Source organism: Pseudomonas sp. NA-150, from assembly GCF_044336365.1.
Taxonomy (GTDB): domain Bacteria; phylum Pseudomonadota; class Gammaproteobacteria; order Pseudomonadales; family Pseudomonadaceae; genus Aquipseudomonas.
On the sequence record NZ_CP172305.1, the window covers coordinates 3679075 to 3694882 of the forward strand.

Here is a 15808-nt window from a genome sequence, read left to right on the forward strand (position 1 = left end):
CTCCCAGAGACGTAGTGCCGACCCGGTCGGCTAGTTGATGCCTGCGCGCTGGAACGCCAGAGGTTCGAGAACCTTCATCTGGTCCAGAGTCAGAGGTGAAAAATTACGGTCGAGCTGTAGCTCGGAGAATCGTTCGACGCTGAGCCCGCCTTCGCGGAACAGCTTCGCGCGGACTGGGCCGATGGCTTGGTCCTGAAATGCTGCGGGTTGCTGCTTGAGCCAGTCGTAATACGAGAGGTCTGCCCTCACCTGCTGGCCGCCCAACGCGCCAACGGATGCGCGTGTGGCGTCCTTGGCGAACAAAGCGCTGAAGTCGGTCACCGCCACCACTGTCGAGCGACAGTTGATGTGGATCGGCGGCCGAGGCCCTTCGGTAAGCTTGAAGCGACGCTTATCGAGCGTCCGGCACTGTGCGGTGGTCTTTGAATCAAGGGTGCTGACCCACTCGACCGACTGCACGACGTCGGAGTTCTCTTTCAACGTCTCCATGCGCGCCTGAGTGGCGACGTGCTGGACCGCTGTTCGAACGACTGCACCAGCGTTACGGTTGGTGGTAGCCAAGATGCCGTCGTTGTAGTTGAGCGACTTGGTGCCACGGATGCTCTTGATGATCTGGAAGTTCGTCTGGCCTTCGAAGAAGCCTTGGCGAATCGCTCCGGTGAGCCGCTGACGCTCGGTCGAGGTGAATCCCTCGATGAAGGTTTCGAGCAACTTACCGCCGTCCGCACCGCGCACGCTGAGCGGGTTGGTGAGGATGGCAGCCCTGATTGCTGTGATGCTTGGCAACGCGGCGTCGAACGTAACGCTTGTCGGCGCCGCATTGGTCAGATTGGTCGCCTCGAACTGCGCCTCGTAGTTCGCAATGTCGATCAGGTCGAGATTCAGCTTGTCCGAATACCGGTTGAAGATGCCCAGCAGCAGGCTATCTACGTCGCTCAGCAACGCTTCAAGCCGCTTGGTCGTGAAGTCCGTCAGATCGGTTCGGGTCAATCGTTCCCGAAGCGTGCGGTCGATCTCCTTGAGGAAAGGCGCGAACTTCTGCACCTCGCCCGACTTCAGCTTTTCGAGAAAAACCGCATGCCGAATGGTGGCATCAAGGATTGCTTGGTTTGCTGCCATTCGGGATTACCTCAATGTTATCGAATCCAGGACCCAGGCTCTGCGTCTCAATTTCCCCGCGGATCTCGTCGTCGGTCTTCTCCGGATCGATCACGCCACGGTCTCGCAGGTACTGCCAGAAATCAGACTCAGGCAGCTTGCCGCCCTGCACCGCATTGAACAGGCCGGCCATGATGTTCGCGTCCAGACTGATCTGGCTGAAGTCCTGATTGAGCTTGTAGACCGGCGTACCTATGGCGCCCACGAACAGTGCCATCCATGTCAGGCACTGCACATAGGCCTCGCTGACGTTGCTGACGACCAGTGAAAGGACGCTGTGTTCGGCGGCGCTGTCGTTGTCGGCCTGGGTGGCTGTCTTCACTGCGCTGCCACGCTCGATCAGGCGAGCGCCAAGAGCAACCATCTGCGCCTCTTTGGCATCCATCGCCTCTTTGGCCTGCGTGTTTGGCTGCGCTTGCCACACCCCGCATGCACCATTAACAGGGAGCAGCCAAGGAGCGCGCGAACCCAAAAATATCCCTGTCTTTTCAAGATGGTCGCGCCACTGCTCATCAAGGCCCGACATCCACGGCTGGGGCTGGCCGACTAGGTAGGCTGCTTCTTCATAGTCAGCGCTGTTGCGGTAATGACCACGGTTAACCTCGGCCATGTCGTACAGCGGTGATTCATCAATGCTGGTGTCGTTGTTTTCACTACCAACGAACTGGAACGGGATGACACGCCAAGGTTGGCCGCTGCCATCCAGCGGAGCAAAAGGTGCAGTGACCATGCTGGTAGCGCTGCTTCCCTCTTCCCATACCTCCTGAGTGTAAACGCCGGCAGCATCCAATCGCAGGGCGCGGAACTGAGTGACCTGCTCGCTACCGAAACCATCGTCGGTGTCGACGTCAACTGTCTCTCTCAGAATGACCAGACTGAGCAGGTGCTGGCCGCCGATCTGCCGTGTCTTCCAGTTGATAATGGACTCAGCCGGATAGCTGCTTACGTTGGCGCGCGCTCGACCTGCTTGTTCATCGGCCTTGCTGACGCTGCCACCCGGGACGGCTGCGTAATCGACCAGCAAACCATGTCGGCCGAGCTCAAGCACATGCCCAATGACTGACTGCGACTGCTGGTAGATGCTCACGCCCTGCCCGTCGACGTCCTTCGACACATAGTCGAGGCCGGGGGGAACAGTAAGTGTTGGCCAGGTGCGAAAGACGGCTCCGACCAGGCTGCGTTTCGTGAACCCTGTGGCGTTGTAGAAGACGGCGCGCTCTTTGTAAGAACTGTACCGCTCCTTATTCTCTTTGCTGGTGTCGTGAGCATTTGGGCGGGGCAAATACAGTTCGCCAGCTGCCTTAACGGTCTCAGAACCCTTGCAGACGTCACGCACCAGCCGCCAACGGGACTGCGCCGCGTCGTATTCCGGACGGGTGAAAGTGACATCGTTTGCCATTAGCGTGCGAATCCCATGCTGAGTGAAGTAACCGGCTTAATGATCGGAAACTCTTTGTGGATGAAGTAACCGCCGGCGTCGTTCGCGTGATCGTTGCCCTGCGACTTGTCCGGCTCGCCATTGGCTGCCCACACCTGCTGCTCCAGGCCATCGGCATAGGTCGGACAGGTAAACGGGTTGACCAGGTAGCGGCGCTCACGCTGCGCGTTGCAGAACATGGCGTTCATTGCGTTGATGCGGTCTTTTACGGGTGGGTTTGCCGCCGGAGCGATCACTGCGAACCCGGCCTGCTTGAGCATGGCGATGTCGGTCAAGCTGGCATTCACTGACTTGCGCGAATCACCGGAGGCATCCGGGTAGATGCGAATCTCACGATCTTTCACGTAATCGTTGCCGTTGTGCCGCCAATACCGTTCCTTAATTCGGCGAATCATGTCCGGCGTGTCGTAGCCATCCATCAACTCATCCACAGCCCTGGGCAATCCCTCGCGTTTGACGTGAGTGATCGCAGCCATCTTGCCGACGTTGAAGTCCATGCCGATGAACAGAGGTTCGTTCGGCTGCACGGTGTCGAAGCACTGGTTCAGCTTGCGGTCATACGCGTGATAGATCGATCCAGAAGTCAGGTTGACGAACTGGCCATTGAGGTACGCGCGGATCAGTTGTTCGGGGTACGACTCCATCAGCGATGGGATGTAGTCGTCCGGCAGGTTCAATTCATTGTCGAAGGTGCTGGCCTGGACTAAGCCATACATCTCGTTCAGCGCGGGCTTGTCACGCAATTGCTTCACGAACTGCAGGAAGACGAACTTGAAGCCTTCCGGCGTTGTGGTTACGTCGACGCCGTTCTTCAGCCCGGGCAGGTTGTAACGCATCCGCGCGATGATCTTGCGCCAAGCCTGCTGCGCCTTGATCGACGTCAGAACATCCAATTCGTCGACCAACGCATGGCCAATCTTGAAGCCTACGATTGTCTGCGGCTTTTCCATGGACCGACAAATCGTCGTCCCGCGATACTGTCGACCGCTATAAATGTGAACTTCGTGGTTCGCCTGGTTGATCTTGGTCTTTAGACCCCAGTCATAAGCCACTTCATCAATGGTCGGGTAGAAGATGTCGCGGATCTGCGGGTATGTCGGCGCGAAGTAACCCGCGTTGACGCCTGGCCACTCCGCGAAGTGCTTGCACAGCGCCGAACAGCCGACCCACGTCTTACCAGAGCCGAAGCCAGCAACGAAAGCGCGGAACTTGTGAGGTAGCTGGAGAAACTGAGCCTGCGGAACATTAAGGCTCGGCATTCGGCTTCCTCGCATCGACCACATCGACCTGAATACGGCTCGGAGTGATCACCTCATCTTCGGTATCAGCCTTACGCTGGCGATTGACGTATATATCGCCAACCTCTTTGGCGGCCTGCTCCAGCAACTGGGCGGTCAACGCCATGTTCTTTGAGTTCTCAGCCTTCTCGGCCATGCGACCAAGTGCCCTGAGTCGATACGCTCTGTTGGCGATCGGGATGTCTTCGGTCTCTTCACGAAATCGCTTGCGAGCAGCATGAAACAGCTCAACCCACTTGGCCCCAAGGGCTCGGCCGGCGAACTTCGTCGGGTCATGGGATTCGCACTGCTGCCGGCTCAATTCAATCCCAAACTCTTTCTTGACCGACTCGACCACCTGGGAAGGCGTATCAAAGCAGGCCAAAGCCTGAACGATGAAGGCTTTGACCTCGCTTCGTAGTGCTGCCATATGGTTGTCATCCGTCAAAACCTGTCAGAAGTTCAGGCCGACTTGAGCAGACAGGTTCCGCAGGCCCTCGAAATATTCAATTTCCCCACCTCGGCAGGTTTGTTTGCAGCGTCGACCAACGCTTGAACGTCAGGGCTCGCACCGTAGCGGCGAACCACTCCAACGAACTCTTCGACGTCGTGTCCACGCATCTCAATCTTGGGTGCGCCTTCCTTGGTGAAGGCTGGTTGACCATATTTATCCTTGGCGTGTGCCAGGTGATAAAGCTCATGTTCGACCAGGGCGCAGAAGTTGGTGTCGCTGCACTCGGCGCAGTAGTCAGCGGCCAAGGTGATGATGAAGGCCGGCACATCGCCGAACCAATCACGCATCTGTTGCTCCATCCGAGCTTTCTGCCAACCTCCCGCGCGGAACGCGACCTGTTCGGCTTGACCGAGAACCGTGCGCCCCTGCTTCTCGAAGTGCGATGACGCCCACATGACATGGATGTCTGCATCCAGTAGATGAGCATGGTCTTCGTTGTGGATGCTTCCGGTGTCGGCGAGGATCTCGGCGCTCAGCCACTCCCACACCTCTGGGGCTGGAGTAAGGCGGATACCAGAGTCGGAAATCTCGGATAGCTCGAGCAGTGATGCTGGAGGATGTGGCCTTCCCATCGAGAACTCCAAAGTTCTTTTTACATAAGAACGCATTTCTTATAATGTTCTTACAGTTCTTGATTTCCACCCATTCACAGAGGCTTACCATGACCCAAGTAGTTATTGATATCCCAGAAGACCTTTTTTCCACCATCAGCAACAAGGCTCAGCTTACTGGCAAGAAATTTGAGGAGGCCGCCTTGGCCCTCCTCTCGCTTGGTGCAAGCTCCCTTTCCGCCGATGCGGAGGACGCCGCAATGGGCGACGTCTTGCTCGCCGCAATCGTTGCGCGGGCGAAGAAGAAGGCAGTCAATGTTGAATTCACTACACGCGACCTTGCCGAACCCGCTGAGTGGTTGCGAGTATCCCCGGCAACACGCAAATCTGTAGGCCGCAGCTTTAGCAAAAACGTTCGCGAAGGCTTCGTAGGTAGCGTGGTACATACAAAGCGTAAAACCCCGCAAAACAAAAATATCTATGTCCGCCGGGAAGTATAAAAAACAAATGCTCGTCCGTGCCGCACTCACCTGCGGCACACCTACCCTTCAGCTGCGACCCTCACCACCAACGTCCGTACCTGCCCGCCAGTGCTGCTATCCCGCTTCTTCGCCATCTCGACAGCTTCAGCGGCGGTTGCACCCATATCCATTGCGGTCAGCGCGTGGCACGTTCCAGAGCCAATGGCGTAGGCTCTGTCTGGAAGTACCAGAGACTTCCACGCGCCTTCAACCTTGTTGTGCCCTACGAAATAAATCTGCCCGGCGTCGATAGTGAGCGCTTCAGCCTCAAGCGACACAGGTGCGATTGGACCGCCGAAGTAGGCATCAACCAGCGCAGGAAAATCAGCAGAGGAACCAGTCAGGATGAATTTTACGCCTTTGACCTCGATGCATTTCTCGTAGTCGTCGTAATCAATGATCGTGCCGCGAGTAACCCGAGAGTCGTAGGCGATCACGCCGTCTTTGTAGGCAATGGTCGTCATGCGTTCCCCTCGGTTATTCAATTGTGCAGTTCGGCCAGATGCAGCGGGCAAACGCCAGCGCGCCGGCATGGTCGAGCGCTTCATGCAGCAAGATCATCGGGAATGGTGCGTGACCTGGTGTTGTGACGGCCCAGTTCTTCTTCATGCGATCCAGCCAAAGCTGATGTGCGAGAAGATCCATACACCCGCTTCGATCACGACCCAGCCACTTAAGGCGCAGATGATGCCGAAGACGACGAATGCGCCTGTCCAGTCGTTATCCATTGGAGCCTCCAATCAGAGAGCGATACGCTCAGCCAGGATCCCGGACAGTTCGCCCATAGCGCCGACCTGAGTCGTCAGCAGCTCTTGCGACTTGGAGCTCAGCTCGCGGAAGCCGGGAGTTTCGATAAATTCCTTCAGCTTGACCAGGCGGTCATCGTTCTGCGCCTTCTCGCCAATCATCCGCTGGACGTGTGGCGGATGCTGCTTAACCTGGCCGATGCCGATATAAGCCTTCTCGAACACATCCTTCGGGCTCCAGCTGGTGTAGCCGTCTTCGTACTTGACCGCGAAACCTTCGATGGCGTCTTTCAACTCTGGCCACGCAGTTACTTGCTTGGTGCCGATATATTCTTGAGTCATGGGTCTCTCCTTAATCGCGCGCCACGAAAAGGCGCATCTGAAATCGTGGCGCGGATCAGGCCGAAGCCTCAAATAGATGACCGCGACGTGCCCAGGCGTACAGCACAAGGCCCATGTGCATCGTTACGGTAAATGGACTCACTGAAGCGCCTTGCAATGCGGTCACGAAGCCGCCGAATGCTGCGATGGCGACCAAGTAGAACGAGATGCTCAGCAGTGGCTGTTCAATCGGCCGCACCCTGCGCAGGTAGTCCACAGCTGCGAATACGACCAGCACGCACAGCGCCGTGTCCATCATCTGGAGAAAGGTGTTCATCAGACACTTCCTTGGGCGCCGAACTTAGCCGCCATAGCCTTGAGGCCGGGGATAATGTTCATTGCCAGTAGGCCTATCAGAAACGCCACTCCGTATTGAGTCTCACCGTCTGGGGTGATGTGGAAGAAGCTGACGGCAAGTGGAGTAGTGAAGATTGCTGATGCAAAGCCCGTGAAGAATGCCGAGGCCGCCTGGCCCCGAGTCAGTCCGCGCAGGAATGTCAGCGAGAGAATGGCCCCAGCAAAACCGGCGATTGCAACGCCGTACTTCGCCAGAATCAGGCCAGCGGCGGCGCTCGCGGGTTCTGCCATGGTGGCCTCATCGAATAAAAAGGACCGCCGTGAGCGGCCAAAGGAGTTAGGCGCCTCCCATTTGCGCATGACAAGTCAGAGGCTTGGAGGTCTTGGGGAAATCGGTACATCCGGGAAAGCATCCACTGGGGTAGCGGCTTTCCTCGGCGGTACAAAAAAGCCCGAAACGTGTCCGGGCTTTTTCCATTGCAACCAGGTGTATTCAGCAGGGAGTCAGGCCGTAGCTGTCGGGCAACGGCTTGGCCGATGCCATTTCAAAGTGGTTGCTGGATGCGCGCAGGTTCGACTTCAGGGCTTCATCGGTGGGTTCACTACCCGTTCGCCACTGGGCCAGCGTCAGCTCCATGCGGGTGTAGCTGACATCAGCCAGATCACCGATGCGCTGGAAGACGCTGGTGAAGGCCTGAGCTGGCCGATCGAACACGCCAGCGAAGGCCGAGGAGTCGAAACAGGCACACAGCGCGAACGCGCAGTATTTGAAAAATCGCATCATGGTTGAATCTCCGGTAGATCGATGGCGTTGGTTGAACTAAGACGGCCCAAGCAGCACTCCCAGCTCGGAGCAATGAGTGTTGCGGGCGAAGGCATTCAAAATCCCATCATGCAAGTTGCCAGATTGACTACCTAGAAAACGGCGTCTACATATGCTTGCTCAAGGACAAAAAGCGAACAGCTCATGGAGCGTGCTATGTCGAAAGATGCCGAAGTCGTTTTTGAGTGGCGAGCAATGGATGAGCTCAACACCTACGAGATCCACTACGTTTTCCATGGGGCCAAGAAGGTCATGCTGCATAGGGCCAAGTGCATGACCGACTGCGATGCGTGGGTTATTGCGGCAGTTGAGGTCGGAGTTCCACTTTCCGCGCTTCCTACTGTGCATTTCCGCACGGTCATCATCACCGCCGCTGAAAGCCAAGGTGTATCAAAGGTCAGGTGGAACCTGTGTCCACGCACGCGCCGATTCGACACCCCATGAAGGATGTGTTTCCACCAGATCGCCGAAGCCGCCCGTGCTGCACATGGAGTCGGACGCATCAGCTGCAGGCACTCTTTCGAAACGCGGCACTACCGGTCGATCCGTGTCCAGGAATCCCGAAGGCCACCCTGGCAATGGTCCACTTCAAATCGTAGGCAATAAAAAACCCCGCACTATGGCGAGGCCTGAAAAATTTGAAATCTCCACCTAGGCGGAGCTAATCAATGATCAATTGTTGATCGCCCAAAGAAGCTTGGCTGCAATCGAGCCGCCAATCGTCAACATCACATCAGCCAAAAACACCACTGAATAATCTGTCGTTTGGGGTGCGCCCTCAAGAAAAGCGGGCTGAGCCACAGTAGTAGGGAACGCTGCATGGAAACCGTTAGGAATGACCGCTACAAGCACCAAAGCAATCATCATCGCGACAGCCCATGCCGCCTGATTTTTGAGCGTTTGATGACGCCTCCAAAGGCAAAAATATGTTATGCCTGCAGCGATGTACGCTGTACCAAACTGAGAGGACAACGACTCAGCAACATGATACGCAAACGCAAAGTCCATTTGACAATCCAATGGTCCCAAAAAGGTACTATCGCATTGATCCCCGCAGCTGGAAAGCGCACAAAAAACCCAGCTCGATGGCTGGGTTCTTTTTGTCGTCTTGAGCACCTACACGCGCAAGTACGACAGGATGGGTAAATAATCTCTCATTCTCTCACTATTGGCAATGAGTATTTGCTACGCCGCGCAACTTTCCATCAGGCCTTCCGCCTCAAGGATTTCATGAGCGGCAGCAAGCGCCTCGTTTACCTGGTTATCCAGCGCTTTGCGAATGCTCGAACGCCACCGGTAGCGCGTCGACTCTGGCTTGCCGTCGTTGTCCCAATTTGTAATGTCGTACCAGCCTGCAGGCAAGACGGCCGCTGAGCGCTTACCTTGAATGCCAGCTACCTGTGGGATTGCCCAAGTCAGCACCGCGCACTCACGGAAGCGCTTCGTCGCAGGCGATTGAACGGTATTGATCAGCTGGAGAATCGCTGAGTGCTTGCGCTCATCATGCGTCGAGTACTTGGCGACCAGTGCACGCCAGAGCTGCGGGGCGAGTTGCTTGTGCAGCCGGCCAAATACCCAGCAATCGGTGAGAAGCGCCGCTTCCTTACCGACGATCTCGCCCTTTTGCTTGGCGCATTGCACCTTCGGTTCGAAATCGCAGCCACCCGCGCTGTTGATGGTCTCGGCGGCCAAGGCCCGGACTACTGCTGCAACCACATTGCGATAAGTCATGCCGCTCTCCCCTTCAGCTCTTTGGTCATTGCCCGGTAGTTGGCTTTGATCGTTTTCAATTCTTCAATCGTGTAGCGCTGCGGCTTATGTGGCCCCTCCAACCATTCAACCTTGTCCGTGCCGATTCGCTTCACCAGCTCGATGCGGTAATTAACGATGTCGCCAGACTTATGGTTATTGCAGGGGGCGCACTGGCGGTGACAGTTGAGAGGCTCGAACCGCAACTCTGGATTGCCGCCGACCGTGCGGTAATGCCCGGCATGCCACTGGCCATTGTGGTGCCGGCCACAACTCACACATGGCAGATCTACATCGCGGTGCCTGACCCAGGTATTGAACGCGGTCTGCGTCTCTTTCATGTACCCGGCGCGAGTCTTGACCTTCTCTTTTGCCGCGCGGATCGCCTTACGCTCTACCAGTGCCAGCGACTTGCGCGCCCGCTCCTGATTCACGTCTTTGATGGCCAGGCCGCATGCCCAACCACAAACTTTCTGGCCGAGCTGAGCCGGAATGAAAGCAGTACCGCATGCGGTGTTGGCGCAGGTCTTTTTCTTGCGTGCCGGCGGCGACTTCTGTTTGGCGGATGCTGAAATCATCAAGCAGCCTTCTCCCCAAGCAAATCGCTGAAGAACACACCCTTCGCCGTGAAGTCAGCCAGGATGCGGTCGGTGTACTGGATGCCCTGGGCGCGATTGAACAGGCTGGTTACGGGAAAGCCGTCAGGACCAAGCAGCTTGCAGTCACCCATCAGGTCAAACTTTTCCTCGTACGACAGGTGCTTGGTGGTGCGGTGCCATGCGGAACGGTAATCCTCGTCCTCGTTGACGAGGATTTGAACGCCGTGGTGAAGCTTGCAGTACTTGCGCGCCTCGCTCGCATCGCCAATTTGGGTCATCTCTGCGATGCGCTTGTAGAACGCAAACCACAGTGCGTTCTGATCGAGCGTGCGGTCTTTGCCCGGACGAAGGCTGACCACCACGAATTTCTTGTCGCGGTACATGGCGGTCATCTTGGTGATGGCTTCGGTGAGCTTGGATTGGCAGTTGATGCTGATTTTATCGGTCACAGCCAAACTCCTTCAGCACTTGGCGCGCACCCATGACCGCACCCTTATCGCCGGACGTCTTGCTGATGTCTGAGAGGAACGACCGCATCCGCTTGTTCTCTGCCTTGACGTCCACGACCAGCGACAACAGCTCTTCACCATCGCTGTTCATGTCAGCACCAAGCGCACTGCCAATCGCTCCCATGTCCAGGCATGCAGCCAGCAACATGCGCTGGTTCCGTTCCAGATCGGCGATCATCCCCAGCACGGCGGCAGGGTTGGCGGCGGCGATGAAGTCGCGGTATACCTCAGGGCAAGCGACGTTATCCCCGTGCGCACTGAGCGCATCACCGTCAGGCCCGTGTCGACCCATCTTCTCCGTGGTGAGCCGAAGTACGGAATTGCTCGTCCACCATTCCCACGACACACCGCCAGCCGCCTCAGCCAGCCGCTTGATTTCGCTGGAGTCAGTCATGGAAACACCTCACCCTGCACAGCCACATGGCACTGATCAGCGCGGCGCTCGGCAGCGTTGAAGGCGATGATGGTGTAGAGCCAACCGCTGAGGAGTATTGCGATAGCGAGTTTCATGGCCGCTGCTCCGAAGTTTTTTTGCCAAACTTGGCCAGTAGTTGCGCCCGTGCAGCGCCGCCGGCGGATGGGATACCCTGAATCTCCAACAGCTTTGCCTGGCGCAGAGCGGCGTATTCCTCTGCCCTCTCCAGTTCGGTTTTCTGGCCGTCATGACCGATGCCCATGGCGATGTCTTCCAGTGGCAATCCGTTCACCAGTCTGCGGATGGTGATGTCGTAGGCGCGGTCGAACACCTTGCTGGCTTGGTCTGACTTCAGGTCGGCAAGGTTGTGCATCTCGCATTGCAGCGCGGCGTGGCGAACAGCCGGGTGCGACCACTCACGCGAAGTCCTGCGAGCCGGATGCAGGTTGAGCAGCGCCTCGCGGAATGCCTTGTCGTGCGACGGGATGCCCATCGTCTCCGGCGTTGGCAGACACCACTTGATGAACTTGCCGACGCTCGGCGCAAAGTCGTTACCGTGCTGGCGGCAGTTTTGCAGGCCGTAGCGGATCTGCTCTAGAGTGTTGATCTCGGCGACGATGAAGGCCTTGATCCAGCTGCGCTTGGCGGCGCGCAAGGCGTCGTCATCCGGCCATGCCTGTCTCCAAGCAGGGAAGATCGCCTGCAGCTCCTTGAACAAGGCGTTGACGACGTCGGTGGTGCCCGGCGGGAGCTGCTTGGGAATGGACGGCACTACGGGCGGCAAGTTGCCCATGGTGGCCATGAGTTTGTTTGCGCTCATCGGCGCCTTGGCGGTCATTACATCGGCCCCAGGTCTTCAGACCAGGTGGTGTCGTTGAAATCGGGGCCGTTGGCTTGGCGACGCTGCGGGAACTGGTGAACGTTGCTACCCGGCGCCACAGGCTCAGACACCTCGTCTTCCCATCGCTTGCCGTTGAGCCACGTCGAGGCGTGGGGGATGAATTGGCCGCCATCTTTGGTCCAGTCAGTCGTCAGGGATTGCTTGGCGAGCGCGGCGCGCATCGTGTTGAGCAGGTCGGCGGTCAGCTTGAGCTTTGCCCAGGCACGGAGTGCGGCGTCCTTGCTGACCTTGCGCGGGTAAAGTTTCCAAAAGCTTGCGAATGCAGAATCGACATCGATCTCGTCGTCACCGTAAAGCTCTTGATCTTTATCTTCTCTTCTCTTCTCTTCTCTTCTCTAGTCCGCTTTTTGTCCGCATCACTAGCGGACATTTTTGCATCATTTCCAGAGGTGCGAGAGGTGCGCTTTCTCTCGTTATCGTTCGCGCGGCGCTTGGCACTTTTCCCGTTATGTTCGTCAAAACGGGGCATTACAAGGCTTCCCGACTCATCAAGGTCAGCCCACTCAACGTCGATCATGGCCTGGGTGAAGCCTGGCCAGCCAATGACAGCATCCATCGCATCAGTGGTGTAGCCGACAAGCACACCGTCATCACAATGGGTGTCGAAGATGCTCCAGGCGATGTGCAGTCCGCCAATGATCCGAAGTCTGTCCGCTTTCAATGCGGACACCATGCGGAAAACTTTCGGATGTGTGCCGAGTTCGATGCGCATTTTGATCCAGTCTCCGGCCATTACTGATTCCTCAAGAGATCCGCATCCCGGCACGCCCACAAAGCCTGGAGCTTGGTAAGCCCCTTCCCTGTTACTCGCGGCGTGGACACAGTCGTCCTGCCGTTCTCGGGATGCTCAAAGATGCCGAGTTTCGCGGTTAGGTGGCCGGACTCAATCAGGCATTGCATGGGTTCGTTTTTGCGGACAGTTACCCAGCGGCGCTGGCGCAGGAACGCCATCAAGCGGTTCTGGCCGGTACCAATCAACTTGACTGCCTCGGCCACCGAGTAGGTTTCGTGGGTGACGGTTACGGCGTCGAAGAAGCCGACTTTTGGGGCGTCGGCAGCAACCTTCTGTTCAAGCATCAGGTTTTCCTGATTGAGCTCGGTATTGTCGGCCTCCAGAGCAACGACCTTGCGGACGTTGTCGGTCAGCAGGGCCAGCAGGACCTTGGGGTCGTTTAGGCTGCTGATATCGAACGCTGGTATTGCTACAGCTTGCTCAAGCTCTGCCAGGCGACGGATAACCCGATGACGCAAAGGTATGCTGTACCCGGTGAGAAGCGTCTCGGTCAGTTCCTTGTTCAGATGAAAAACCGAGGTGTAACCCCTGCCGTCGTACTCCTCGCGGACATGGCGCAAATCTGCGCCATCATTTTTCAGTGCGGAGACCATGACGCGAATGTCGCGAATGACATCCTTGTGCTGCTTGCCGGTCAGTTCAGAGATCTCAATGCTGCTCATTGAAATTGTGCGCGCCACGTTTTCCGAATTATCAAAACGTGGCGCGAGTTGCGGGGTATTGCCTTGGGTTGTCTGGTGCATTACAGTTGCCTCACTTGATGCAGCAATGAGCCAGGCCACGAACCTGGCTTTTTTGTGTCTGGGATTTAGGCTGCGTGTACCGATGCTTCCATCACGTCCAGGCTTTCACGGACGTGACCGATCTCACGGCCAATGGCCGACTTCTCGAATTGGGATACGTGGTTGTCTTCCAGTGCCTCATGAACGGCGATGGTCAGGTCAGCGACTTCTTTGCCGACGTTGATCATCGAAGCCGTCAGGGCTTTCGGGGCTGGGCGCTCCTTAGCGATCACGTCATAGCCGAATTCTTTGGCAAGAGCGGACAGAACGGCGCGGCGACCTTCTTCGGAAAGATGCGTCAGGACTTGGCCGAACATCTCTAGATTCATGCGGTGCGCTTCGCGATTTGGGTTGGCGCAATCCAGCAATCGGGTTTCGTTCACACCGATGCGCTTAGCGAGTGCGGTCCCGCCGCCAGCCTTGACTTCGCGGTGCAGGGTTCTTTCAAATTCTTCCATTGCGAAAACCTCTCTTCTTCTCGCGTGGCACCGTGCCAGCACATCCGCGATCATTCGTTCATCAACTGATCACGGACGAATCCATGAACTTTTCTGTTTTGGTCCCTAATAAAGGACCCCTACTACTCGCCCCAGAAAACCTTGCGGTCCTCAATAAAGGACTCGTACTACCGCTTCAAAGGCAGACGAACTACGTTGTTACAGCCAAGGTCGCTGCGGACTACTCGCAGGTGCGAGGCCTTTTTATGGGCCAGCTCACCGGCCTTCTGAGCCTGCTCAAGCGAATCCATAACGCGCCTCAGGACTTCCCTGACGAGGTCGTCGCCTGTGTAGCCGGCGTTGTTTGCTACCCGCTCAAGCACTTCCATCTGTTCCTGATCCACGAGAACTGCCGGTTCTTGAAACTTCATTGCCTTTCCTCACGCGAGGGTTGTTCGTTAAGCCAGCTTGTCTTTGATCCAGTCAGGCAATTCGCCTGTCTGCTCGATGACTTCGATAACGGCCTTGAGAATTGCCCGGCTGAGCGGGCTGTGTTGTGTGCCGACGCTGTGTGCGTATTCCCGAAGCCGGATGAACTCCTCGTCGTTGAGCAGAACCTTTACCTGGCGTGCATGGCGGTGTTCTTTTTTTCCGTAGCCCATGGGCGTTCTTCCGGTCTTGAGCGGGATGGTTAGGCGGCAGACTTCTTCGGGTGCGCTTCCGCGAGCAGCCAGGAAGGCTCAAAAGGCTTTCCTTTCGCCGCAGCCAAGGCAGCGATACGTTCCGCATAACGGGTCTCGCCGGTGTACTCGGTGCGTGGCAGGCAATCTGCGGTGAGCCACTTGTAAACGGCTCGCGGAGACTTGCCGCAAGCCAGCGCAACGACTGGTACACCACCGGCATCATCAATCGATTTCTTTAGCGGCCGCATAAGGCCTCCGAGTGAAATACGAACTTGCAGTACATATTATGTCGGAACTGAAAGTACATGCAAGCGCATGCGATATTGAACCTATGGTTCAAATCGAAGAAATACGCGCAGCTTTCGTGGCTCGTCTTAAAAAATCCTTGGCTGCCCACGGTGTTGACCAGTGGGGCGCGGGCGCTCGACTCGCGGAAATAACCAAGGTCACTCCAAAAGCGTCCAGTAAGTGGCTGAATGGCGAGTCATTGCCTGGCCCCGTAAAGATGCGAGCAATCGCGGACTACCTTGGCGTAAAGATTGAATGGCTCCAGCACGGATCTGGCGAGGAACCTGGTTTTTCTCGGCTATCTACTGCTGACGAAAGCGATCCATCGGTTACTTCTTCAGCGGCCAATATCGTTCAACAAATGCTTATGAAGCACGGTAAAAACCTTTCTGAGGAAGCTAGGCAGAAAATTGCGGATGCTGTTCAGGAGACGGCAGAAGGAGTGAAAAGCGGAAACGTCATCACCGTCGACTTCTCACGCCCAGGGCAGGTTGGCGACGAGGTATGGATTGCCCACTACGATGTGCGCGCAGCAATGGGCGGCGGCCAGGTGCCTCACGACTACCCAGAAATGCTGCAGGACATCCGGGTCAGCCCAAAGCACCTGCGCGAGATGGGCGTCGAGTTCACAGAGCACTTCCACCTGAAGATGGTAACCGGCTGGGGCCAATCGATGGCGCCCACGATCAAGCACCGTGATCCGCTGCTGGTTGATGTGAGCATCCGGGACTTTTCGGGGGATGGAATTTATTTGTTCTCCCACGGCGATCTGCTCTACATCAAGCGCCTCCAGAAGAAAGGCCGCGATCATTTCAAGATGATCTCGGACAACACCAATCATCCGCCCGAGGATATCCGGGCAGATGAGACCTACATCCAGGCGCGCGTGCTGCTGGTGTGGAATGCTCACTTGGTCTGAAGCCGACCTCCCCTGGCTGAATCATCG

Annotated in this window: 26 protein-coding genes and 1 pseudogene; 3 read left to right on the plus strand and 24 right to left on the minus strand. The window is 56.9% G+C overall.

Annotated elements, in window-relative coordinates; translation table 11 throughout:
* Positions 1-30: 30 nt before the first annotated feature.
* The 5 genes from ACF0H7_RS17355 to ACF0H7_RS17375 are packed head-to-tail and all read right to left on the minus strand — an operon-like array spanning position 31 to position 4959.
* Positions 31-1119 carry a minor capsid protein gene (locus tag ACF0H7_RS17355; RefSeq protein WP_397448138.1) on the minus strand — a complete coding sequence of 363 codons (1089 nt, stop codon included), beginning with the start codon at positions 1117-1119 and terminating at the stop codon, positions 31-33.
* Complete coding sequence (locus ACF0H7_RS17360; protein ID WP_397448139.1) at positions 1094-2557, minus strand: DUF4055 domain-containing protein; 1464 nt, start codon at positions 2555-2557, stop codon at positions 1094-1096. The genes ACF0H7_RS17355 and ACF0H7_RS17360 overlap by 26 nt, the downstream gene beginning before the upstream one ends.
* Positions 2557-3855, minus strand: coding sequence for a terminase large subunit domain-containing protein (locus tag ACF0H7_RS17365; protein WP_397448140.1), 1299 nt, complete (start codon positions 3853-3855; stop codon positions 2557-2559). Before ACF0H7_RS17365 ends, ACF0H7_RS17360 begins: the two co-directional genes overlap by 1 nt.
* Positions 3842-4303: a DUF2280 domain-containing protein gene (locus tag ACF0H7_RS17370; protein WP_397448141.1), complete on the minus strand. Its 462-nt coding sequence runs from the start codon at positions 4301-4303 to the stop codon at positions 3842-3844. Before ACF0H7_RS17370 ends, ACF0H7_RS17365 begins: the two co-directional genes overlap by 14 nt.
* 32 nt (positions 4304-4335) lie before the next feature.
* Positions 4336-4959, minus strand: a complete 624-nt coding sequence (locus ACF0H7_RS17375) for a putative metallopeptidase (protein WP_397448142.1) — start codon at positions 4957-4959, stop codon at positions 4336-4338.
* Between the two features lie 89 nt (positions 4960-5048).
* Here ACF0H7_RS17375 and ACF0H7_RS17380 point away from each other — a divergent pair, with 89 nt between their 5' ends.
* Positions 5049-5438: a DUF1413 domain-containing protein gene (locus ACF0H7_RS17380; RefSeq protein WP_397448143.1), complete on the plus strand. Its 390-nt coding sequence runs from the start codon at positions 5049-5051 to the stop codon at positions 5436-5438.
* Between the two features lie 41 nt (positions 5439-5479).
* Here ACF0H7_RS17380 and ACF0H7_RS17385 read toward each other — a convergent pair whose 3' ends face one another.
* The 7 genes from ACF0H7_RS17385 to ACF0H7_RS17415 form a co-directional block, all read right to left on the minus strand.
* Positions 5480-5923: a proteasome subunit beta gene (locus ACF0H7_RS17385; RefSeq protein WP_397448144.1), complete on the minus strand. Its 444-nt coding sequence runs from the start codon at positions 5921-5923 to the stop codon at positions 5480-5482.
* A gap of 13 nt (positions 5924-5936) precedes the next feature.
* Positions 5937-6068, minus strand: a complete 132-nt coding sequence (locus ACF0H7_RS17390; RefSeq protein ID WP_397448145.1) for a hypothetical protein — start codon at positions 6066-6068, stop codon at positions 5937-5939.
* Complete coding sequence (locus tag ACF0H7_RS17395; RefSeq protein WP_397448146.1) at positions 6065-6187, minus strand: hypothetical protein; 123 nt, start codon at positions 6185-6187, stop codon at positions 6065-6067. Before ACF0H7_RS17395 ends, ACF0H7_RS17390 begins: the two co-directional genes overlap by 4 nt.
* 12 nt (positions 6188-6199) lie before the next feature.
* Positions 6200-6547 carry a crAss001_48 related protein gene (locus ACF0H7_RS17400; RefSeq protein WP_397448147.1) on the minus strand — a complete coding sequence of 116 codons (348 nt, stop codon included), beginning with the start codon at positions 6545-6547 and terminating at the stop codon, positions 6200-6202.
* Positions 6548-6602: 55 nt separating this feature from the next.
* A complete protein-coding gene (locus tag ACF0H7_RS17405) occupies positions 6603-6863 on the minus strand; it encodes a hypothetical protein (protein ID WP_397448148.1) in 261 nt (86 codons plus the stop codon).
* A complete protein-coding gene (locus ACF0H7_RS17410) occupies positions 6863-7174 on the minus strand; it encodes a peptidase M48, Ste24p (RefSeq protein WP_397448149.1) in 312 nt (103 codons plus the stop codon). The genes ACF0H7_RS17405 and ACF0H7_RS17410 overlap by 1 nt, the downstream gene beginning before the upstream one ends.
* A 202-nt stretch (positions 7175-7376) precedes the next feature.
* Positions 7377-7667 carry a hypothetical protein gene (locus tag ACF0H7_RS17415; protein ID WP_397448150.1) on the minus strand — a complete coding sequence of 97 codons (291 nt, stop codon included), beginning with the start codon at positions 7665-7667 and terminating at the stop codon, positions 7377-7379.
* A 195-nt stretch (positions 7668-7862) separates the two neighbouring features.
* Between ACF0H7_RS17415 and ACF0H7_RS17420 the strand changes: the two genes are divergently transcribed.
* On the plus strand, positions 7863-8150 hold the full coding sequence (locus ACF0H7_RS17420) for a DUF6555 family protein (RefSeq protein WP_397448151.1): 288 nt from the start codon (positions 7863-7865) through the stop codon (positions 8148-8150).
* Positions 8151-8378: 228 nt separating this feature from the next.
* Here ACF0H7_RS17420 and ACF0H7_RS17425 read toward each other — a convergent pair whose 3' ends face one another.
* The 12 genes and pseudogenes from ACF0H7_RS17425 to ACF0H7_RS17480 all read right to left on the minus strand — a co-directional run bounded on the left by ACF0H7_RS17425 (position 8379) and on the right by ACF0H7_RS17480 (position 14822).
* Positions 8379-8714: a hypothetical protein gene (locus ACF0H7_RS17425; protein WP_397448152.1), complete on the minus strand. Its 336-nt coding sequence runs from the start codon at positions 8712-8714 to the stop codon at positions 8379-8381.
* 177 nt (positions 8715-8891) lie between these two features.
* Positions 8892-9437 (minus strand): hypothetical protein, encoded by a 546-nt coding sequence (locus ACF0H7_RS17430; RefSeq protein ID WP_397448153.1) that lies wholly within the window; start codon positions 9435-9437, stop codon positions 8892-8894.
* Entirely contained in the window at positions 9434-10033 is a 600-nt protein-coding gene (locus ACF0H7_RS17435) for a recombination protein NinG (protein ID WP_397453928.1), read from the minus strand. Before ACF0H7_RS17435 ends, ACF0H7_RS17430 begins: the two co-directional genes overlap by 4 nt.
* Positions 10033-10503 (minus strand): hypothetical protein, encoded by a 471-nt coding sequence (locus tag ACF0H7_RS17440; RefSeq protein ID WP_397448154.1) that lies wholly within the window; start codon positions 10501-10503, stop codon positions 10033-10035. Before ACF0H7_RS17440 ends, ACF0H7_RS17435 begins: the two co-directional genes overlap by 1 nt.
* Positions 10493-10957 (minus strand): hypothetical protein, encoded by a 465-nt coding sequence (locus ACF0H7_RS17445; protein WP_397448155.1) that lies wholly within the window; start codon positions 10955-10957, stop codon positions 10493-10495. Before ACF0H7_RS17445 ends, ACF0H7_RS17440 begins: the two co-directional genes overlap by 11 nt.
* Positions 10958-11069: 112 nt before the next feature.
* Positions 11070-11816, minus strand: coding sequence for a replication protein P (locus tag ACF0H7_RS17450; protein WP_397448156.1), 747 nt, complete (start codon positions 11814-11816; stop codon positions 11070-11072).
* A pseudogene (locus ACF0H7_RS17455) lies at positions 11816-12612 on the minus strand (Pyocin large subunit-like protein). The gene ACF0H7_RS17450 and the pseudogene ACF0H7_RS17455 overlap by 1 nt, the downstream one beginning before the upstream one ends.
* The gene (locus tag ACF0H7_RS17460; RefSeq protein WP_397448157.1) at positions 12612-13415 is read right to left on the minus strand and encodes a phage antirepressor KilAC domain-containing protein; all 804 of its coding nucleotides are present in this window, start codon (positions 13413-13415) and stop codon (positions 12612-12614) included. Before ACF0H7_RS17460 ends, ACF0H7_RS17455 begins: the two are co-directional and overlap by 1 nt.
* 65 nt (positions 13416-13480) lie before the next feature.
* Positions 13481-13912, minus strand: a complete 432-nt coding sequence (locus tag ACF0H7_RS17465) for a phage regulatory CII family protein (protein ID WP_397448158.1) — start codon at positions 13910-13912, stop codon at positions 13481-13483.
* Between the two features lie 167 nt (positions 13913-14079).
* Complete coding sequence (locus ACF0H7_RS17470; RefSeq protein ID WP_397448159.1) at positions 14080-14322, minus strand: hypothetical protein; 243 nt, start codon at positions 14320-14322, stop codon at positions 14080-14082.
* A gap of 27 nt (positions 14323-14349) precedes the next feature.
* Positions 14350-14553: a hypothetical protein gene (locus ACF0H7_RS17475; RefSeq protein ID WP_397448160.1), complete on the minus strand. Its 204-nt coding sequence runs from the start codon at positions 14551-14553 to the stop codon at positions 14350-14352.
* 29 nt (positions 14554-14582) lie between these two features.
* On the minus strand, positions 14583-14822 hold the full coding sequence (locus ACF0H7_RS17480; protein ID WP_397448161.1) for a hypothetical protein: 240 nt from the start codon (positions 14820-14822) through the stop codon (positions 14583-14585).
* A gap of 83 nt (positions 14823-14905) precedes the next feature.
* On the opposite strand from ACF0H7_RS17480, the gene ACF0H7_RS17485 reads away from it, so the two are divergent.
* The gene (locus ACF0H7_RS17485) at positions 14906-15781 is read left to right on the plus strand and encodes a S24 family peptidase (RefSeq protein WP_397453930.1); all 876 of its coding nucleotides are present in this window, start codon (positions 14906-14908) and stop codon (positions 15779-15781) included.
* Positions 15782-15808: the final 27 nt, after the last annotated feature.

Excerpts from the sequence above, each read along its gene's own strand:
- ACF0H7_RS17355 (WP_397448138.1), bottom strand. The coding sequence starts at position 1,119 with ATGGCAGCAAACCAAGCAATCCTTGATGCCACCATTCGGCATGCGGTT.
- ACF0H7_RS17360 (WP_397448139.1), bottom strand. The coding sequence starts at position 2,557 with ATGGCAAACGATGTCACTTTCACCCGTCCGGAATACGACGCGGCGCAG.
- ACF0H7_RS17365 (WP_397448140.1), bottom strand. The coding sequence starts at position 3,855 with ATGCCGAGCCTTAATGTTCCGCAGGCTCAGTTTCTCCAGCTACCTCAC.
- ACF0H7_RS17370 (WP_397448141.1), bottom strand. The coding sequence starts at position 4,303 with ATGGCAGCACTACGAAGCGAGGTCAAAGCCTTCATCGTTCAGGCTTTG.
- ACF0H7_RS17375 (WP_397448142.1), bottom strand. The coding sequence starts at position 4,959 with ATGGGAAGGCCACATCCTCCAGCATCACTGCTCGAGCTATCCGAGATT.
- ACF0H7_RS17380 (WP_397448143.1), top strand. The coding sequence starts at position 5,049 with ATGACCCAAGTAGTTATTGATATCCCAGAAGACCTTTTTTCCACCATC.
- ACF0H7_RS17385 (WP_397448144.1), bottom strand. The coding sequence starts at position 5,923 with ATGACGACCATTGCCTACAAAGACGGCGTGATCGCCTACGACTCTCGG.
- ACF0H7_RS17390 (WP_397448145.1), bottom strand. The coding sequence starts at position 6,068 with ATGAAGAAGAACTGGGCCGTCACAACACCAGGTCACGCACCATTCCCG.
- ACF0H7_RS17395 (WP_397448146.1), bottom strand. The coding sequence starts at position 6,187 with ATGGATAACGACTGGACAGGCGCATTCGTCGTCTTCGGCATCATCTGC.
- ACF0H7_RS17400 (WP_397448147.1), bottom strand. The coding sequence starts at position 6,547 with ATGACTCAAGAATATATCGGCACCAAGCAAGTAACTGCGTGGCCAGAG.
- ACF0H7_RS17405 (WP_397448148.1), bottom strand. The coding sequence starts at position 6,863 with ATGAACACCTTTCTCCAGATGATGGACACGGCGCTGTGCGTGCTGGTC.
- ACF0H7_RS17410 (WP_397448149.1), bottom strand. The coding sequence starts at position 7,174 with ATGGCAGAACCCGCGAGCGCCGCCGCTGGCCTGATTCTGGCGAAGTAC.
- ACF0H7_RS17415 (WP_397448150.1), bottom strand. The coding sequence starts at position 7,667 with ATGATGCGATTTTTCAAATACTGCGCGTTCGCGCTGTGTGCCTGTTTC.
- ACF0H7_RS17420 (WP_397448151.1), top strand. The coding sequence starts at position 7,863 with ATGTCGAAAGATGCCGAAGTCGTTTTTGAGTGGCGAGCAATGGATGAG.
- ACF0H7_RS17425 (WP_397448152.1), bottom strand. The coding sequence starts at position 8,714 with ATGGACTTTGCGTTTGCGTATCATGTTGCTGAGTCGTTGTCCTCTCAG.
- ACF0H7_RS17430 (WP_397448153.1), bottom strand. The coding sequence starts at position 9,437 with ATGACTTATCGCAATGTGGTTGCAGCAGTAGTCCGGGCCTTGGCCGCC.
- ACF0H7_RS17435 (WP_397453928.1), bottom strand. The coding sequence starts at position 10,033 with ATGATTTCAGCATCCGCCAAACAGAAGTCGCCGCCGGCACGCAAGAAA.
- ACF0H7_RS17445 (WP_397448155.1), bottom strand. The coding sequence starts at position 10,957 with ATGACTGACTCCAGCGAAATCAAGCGGCTGGCTGAGGCGGCTGGCGGT.
- ACF0H7_RS17450 (WP_397448156.1), bottom strand. The coding sequence starts at position 11,816 with ATGACCGCCAAGGCGCCGATGAGCGCAAACAAACTCATGGCCACCATG.
- ACF0H7_RS17460 (WP_397448157.1), bottom strand. The coding sequence starts at position 13,415 with ATGCACCAGACAACCCAAGGCAATACCCCGCAACTCGCGCCACGTTTT.
- ACF0H7_RS17465 (WP_397448158.1), bottom strand. The coding sequence starts at position 13,912 with ATGGAAGAATTTGAAAGAACCCTGCACCGCGAAGTCAAGGCTGGCGGC.
- ACF0H7_RS17470 (WP_397448159.1), bottom strand. The coding sequence starts at position 14,322 with ATGAAGTTTCAAGAACCGGCAGTTCTCGTGGATCAGGAACAGATGGAA.
- ACF0H7_RS17475 (WP_397448160.1), bottom strand. The coding sequence starts at position 14,553 with ATGGGCTACGGAAAAAAAGAACACCGCCATGCACGCCAGGTAAAGGTT.
- ACF0H7_RS17480 (WP_397448161.1), bottom strand. The coding sequence starts at position 14,822 with ATGCGGCCGCTAAAGAAATCGATTGATGATGCCGGTGGTGTACCAGTC.
- ACF0H7_RS17485 (WP_397453930.1), top strand. The coding sequence starts at position 14,906 with ATGGTTCAAATCGAAGAAATACGCGCAGCTTTCGTGGCTCGTCTTAAA.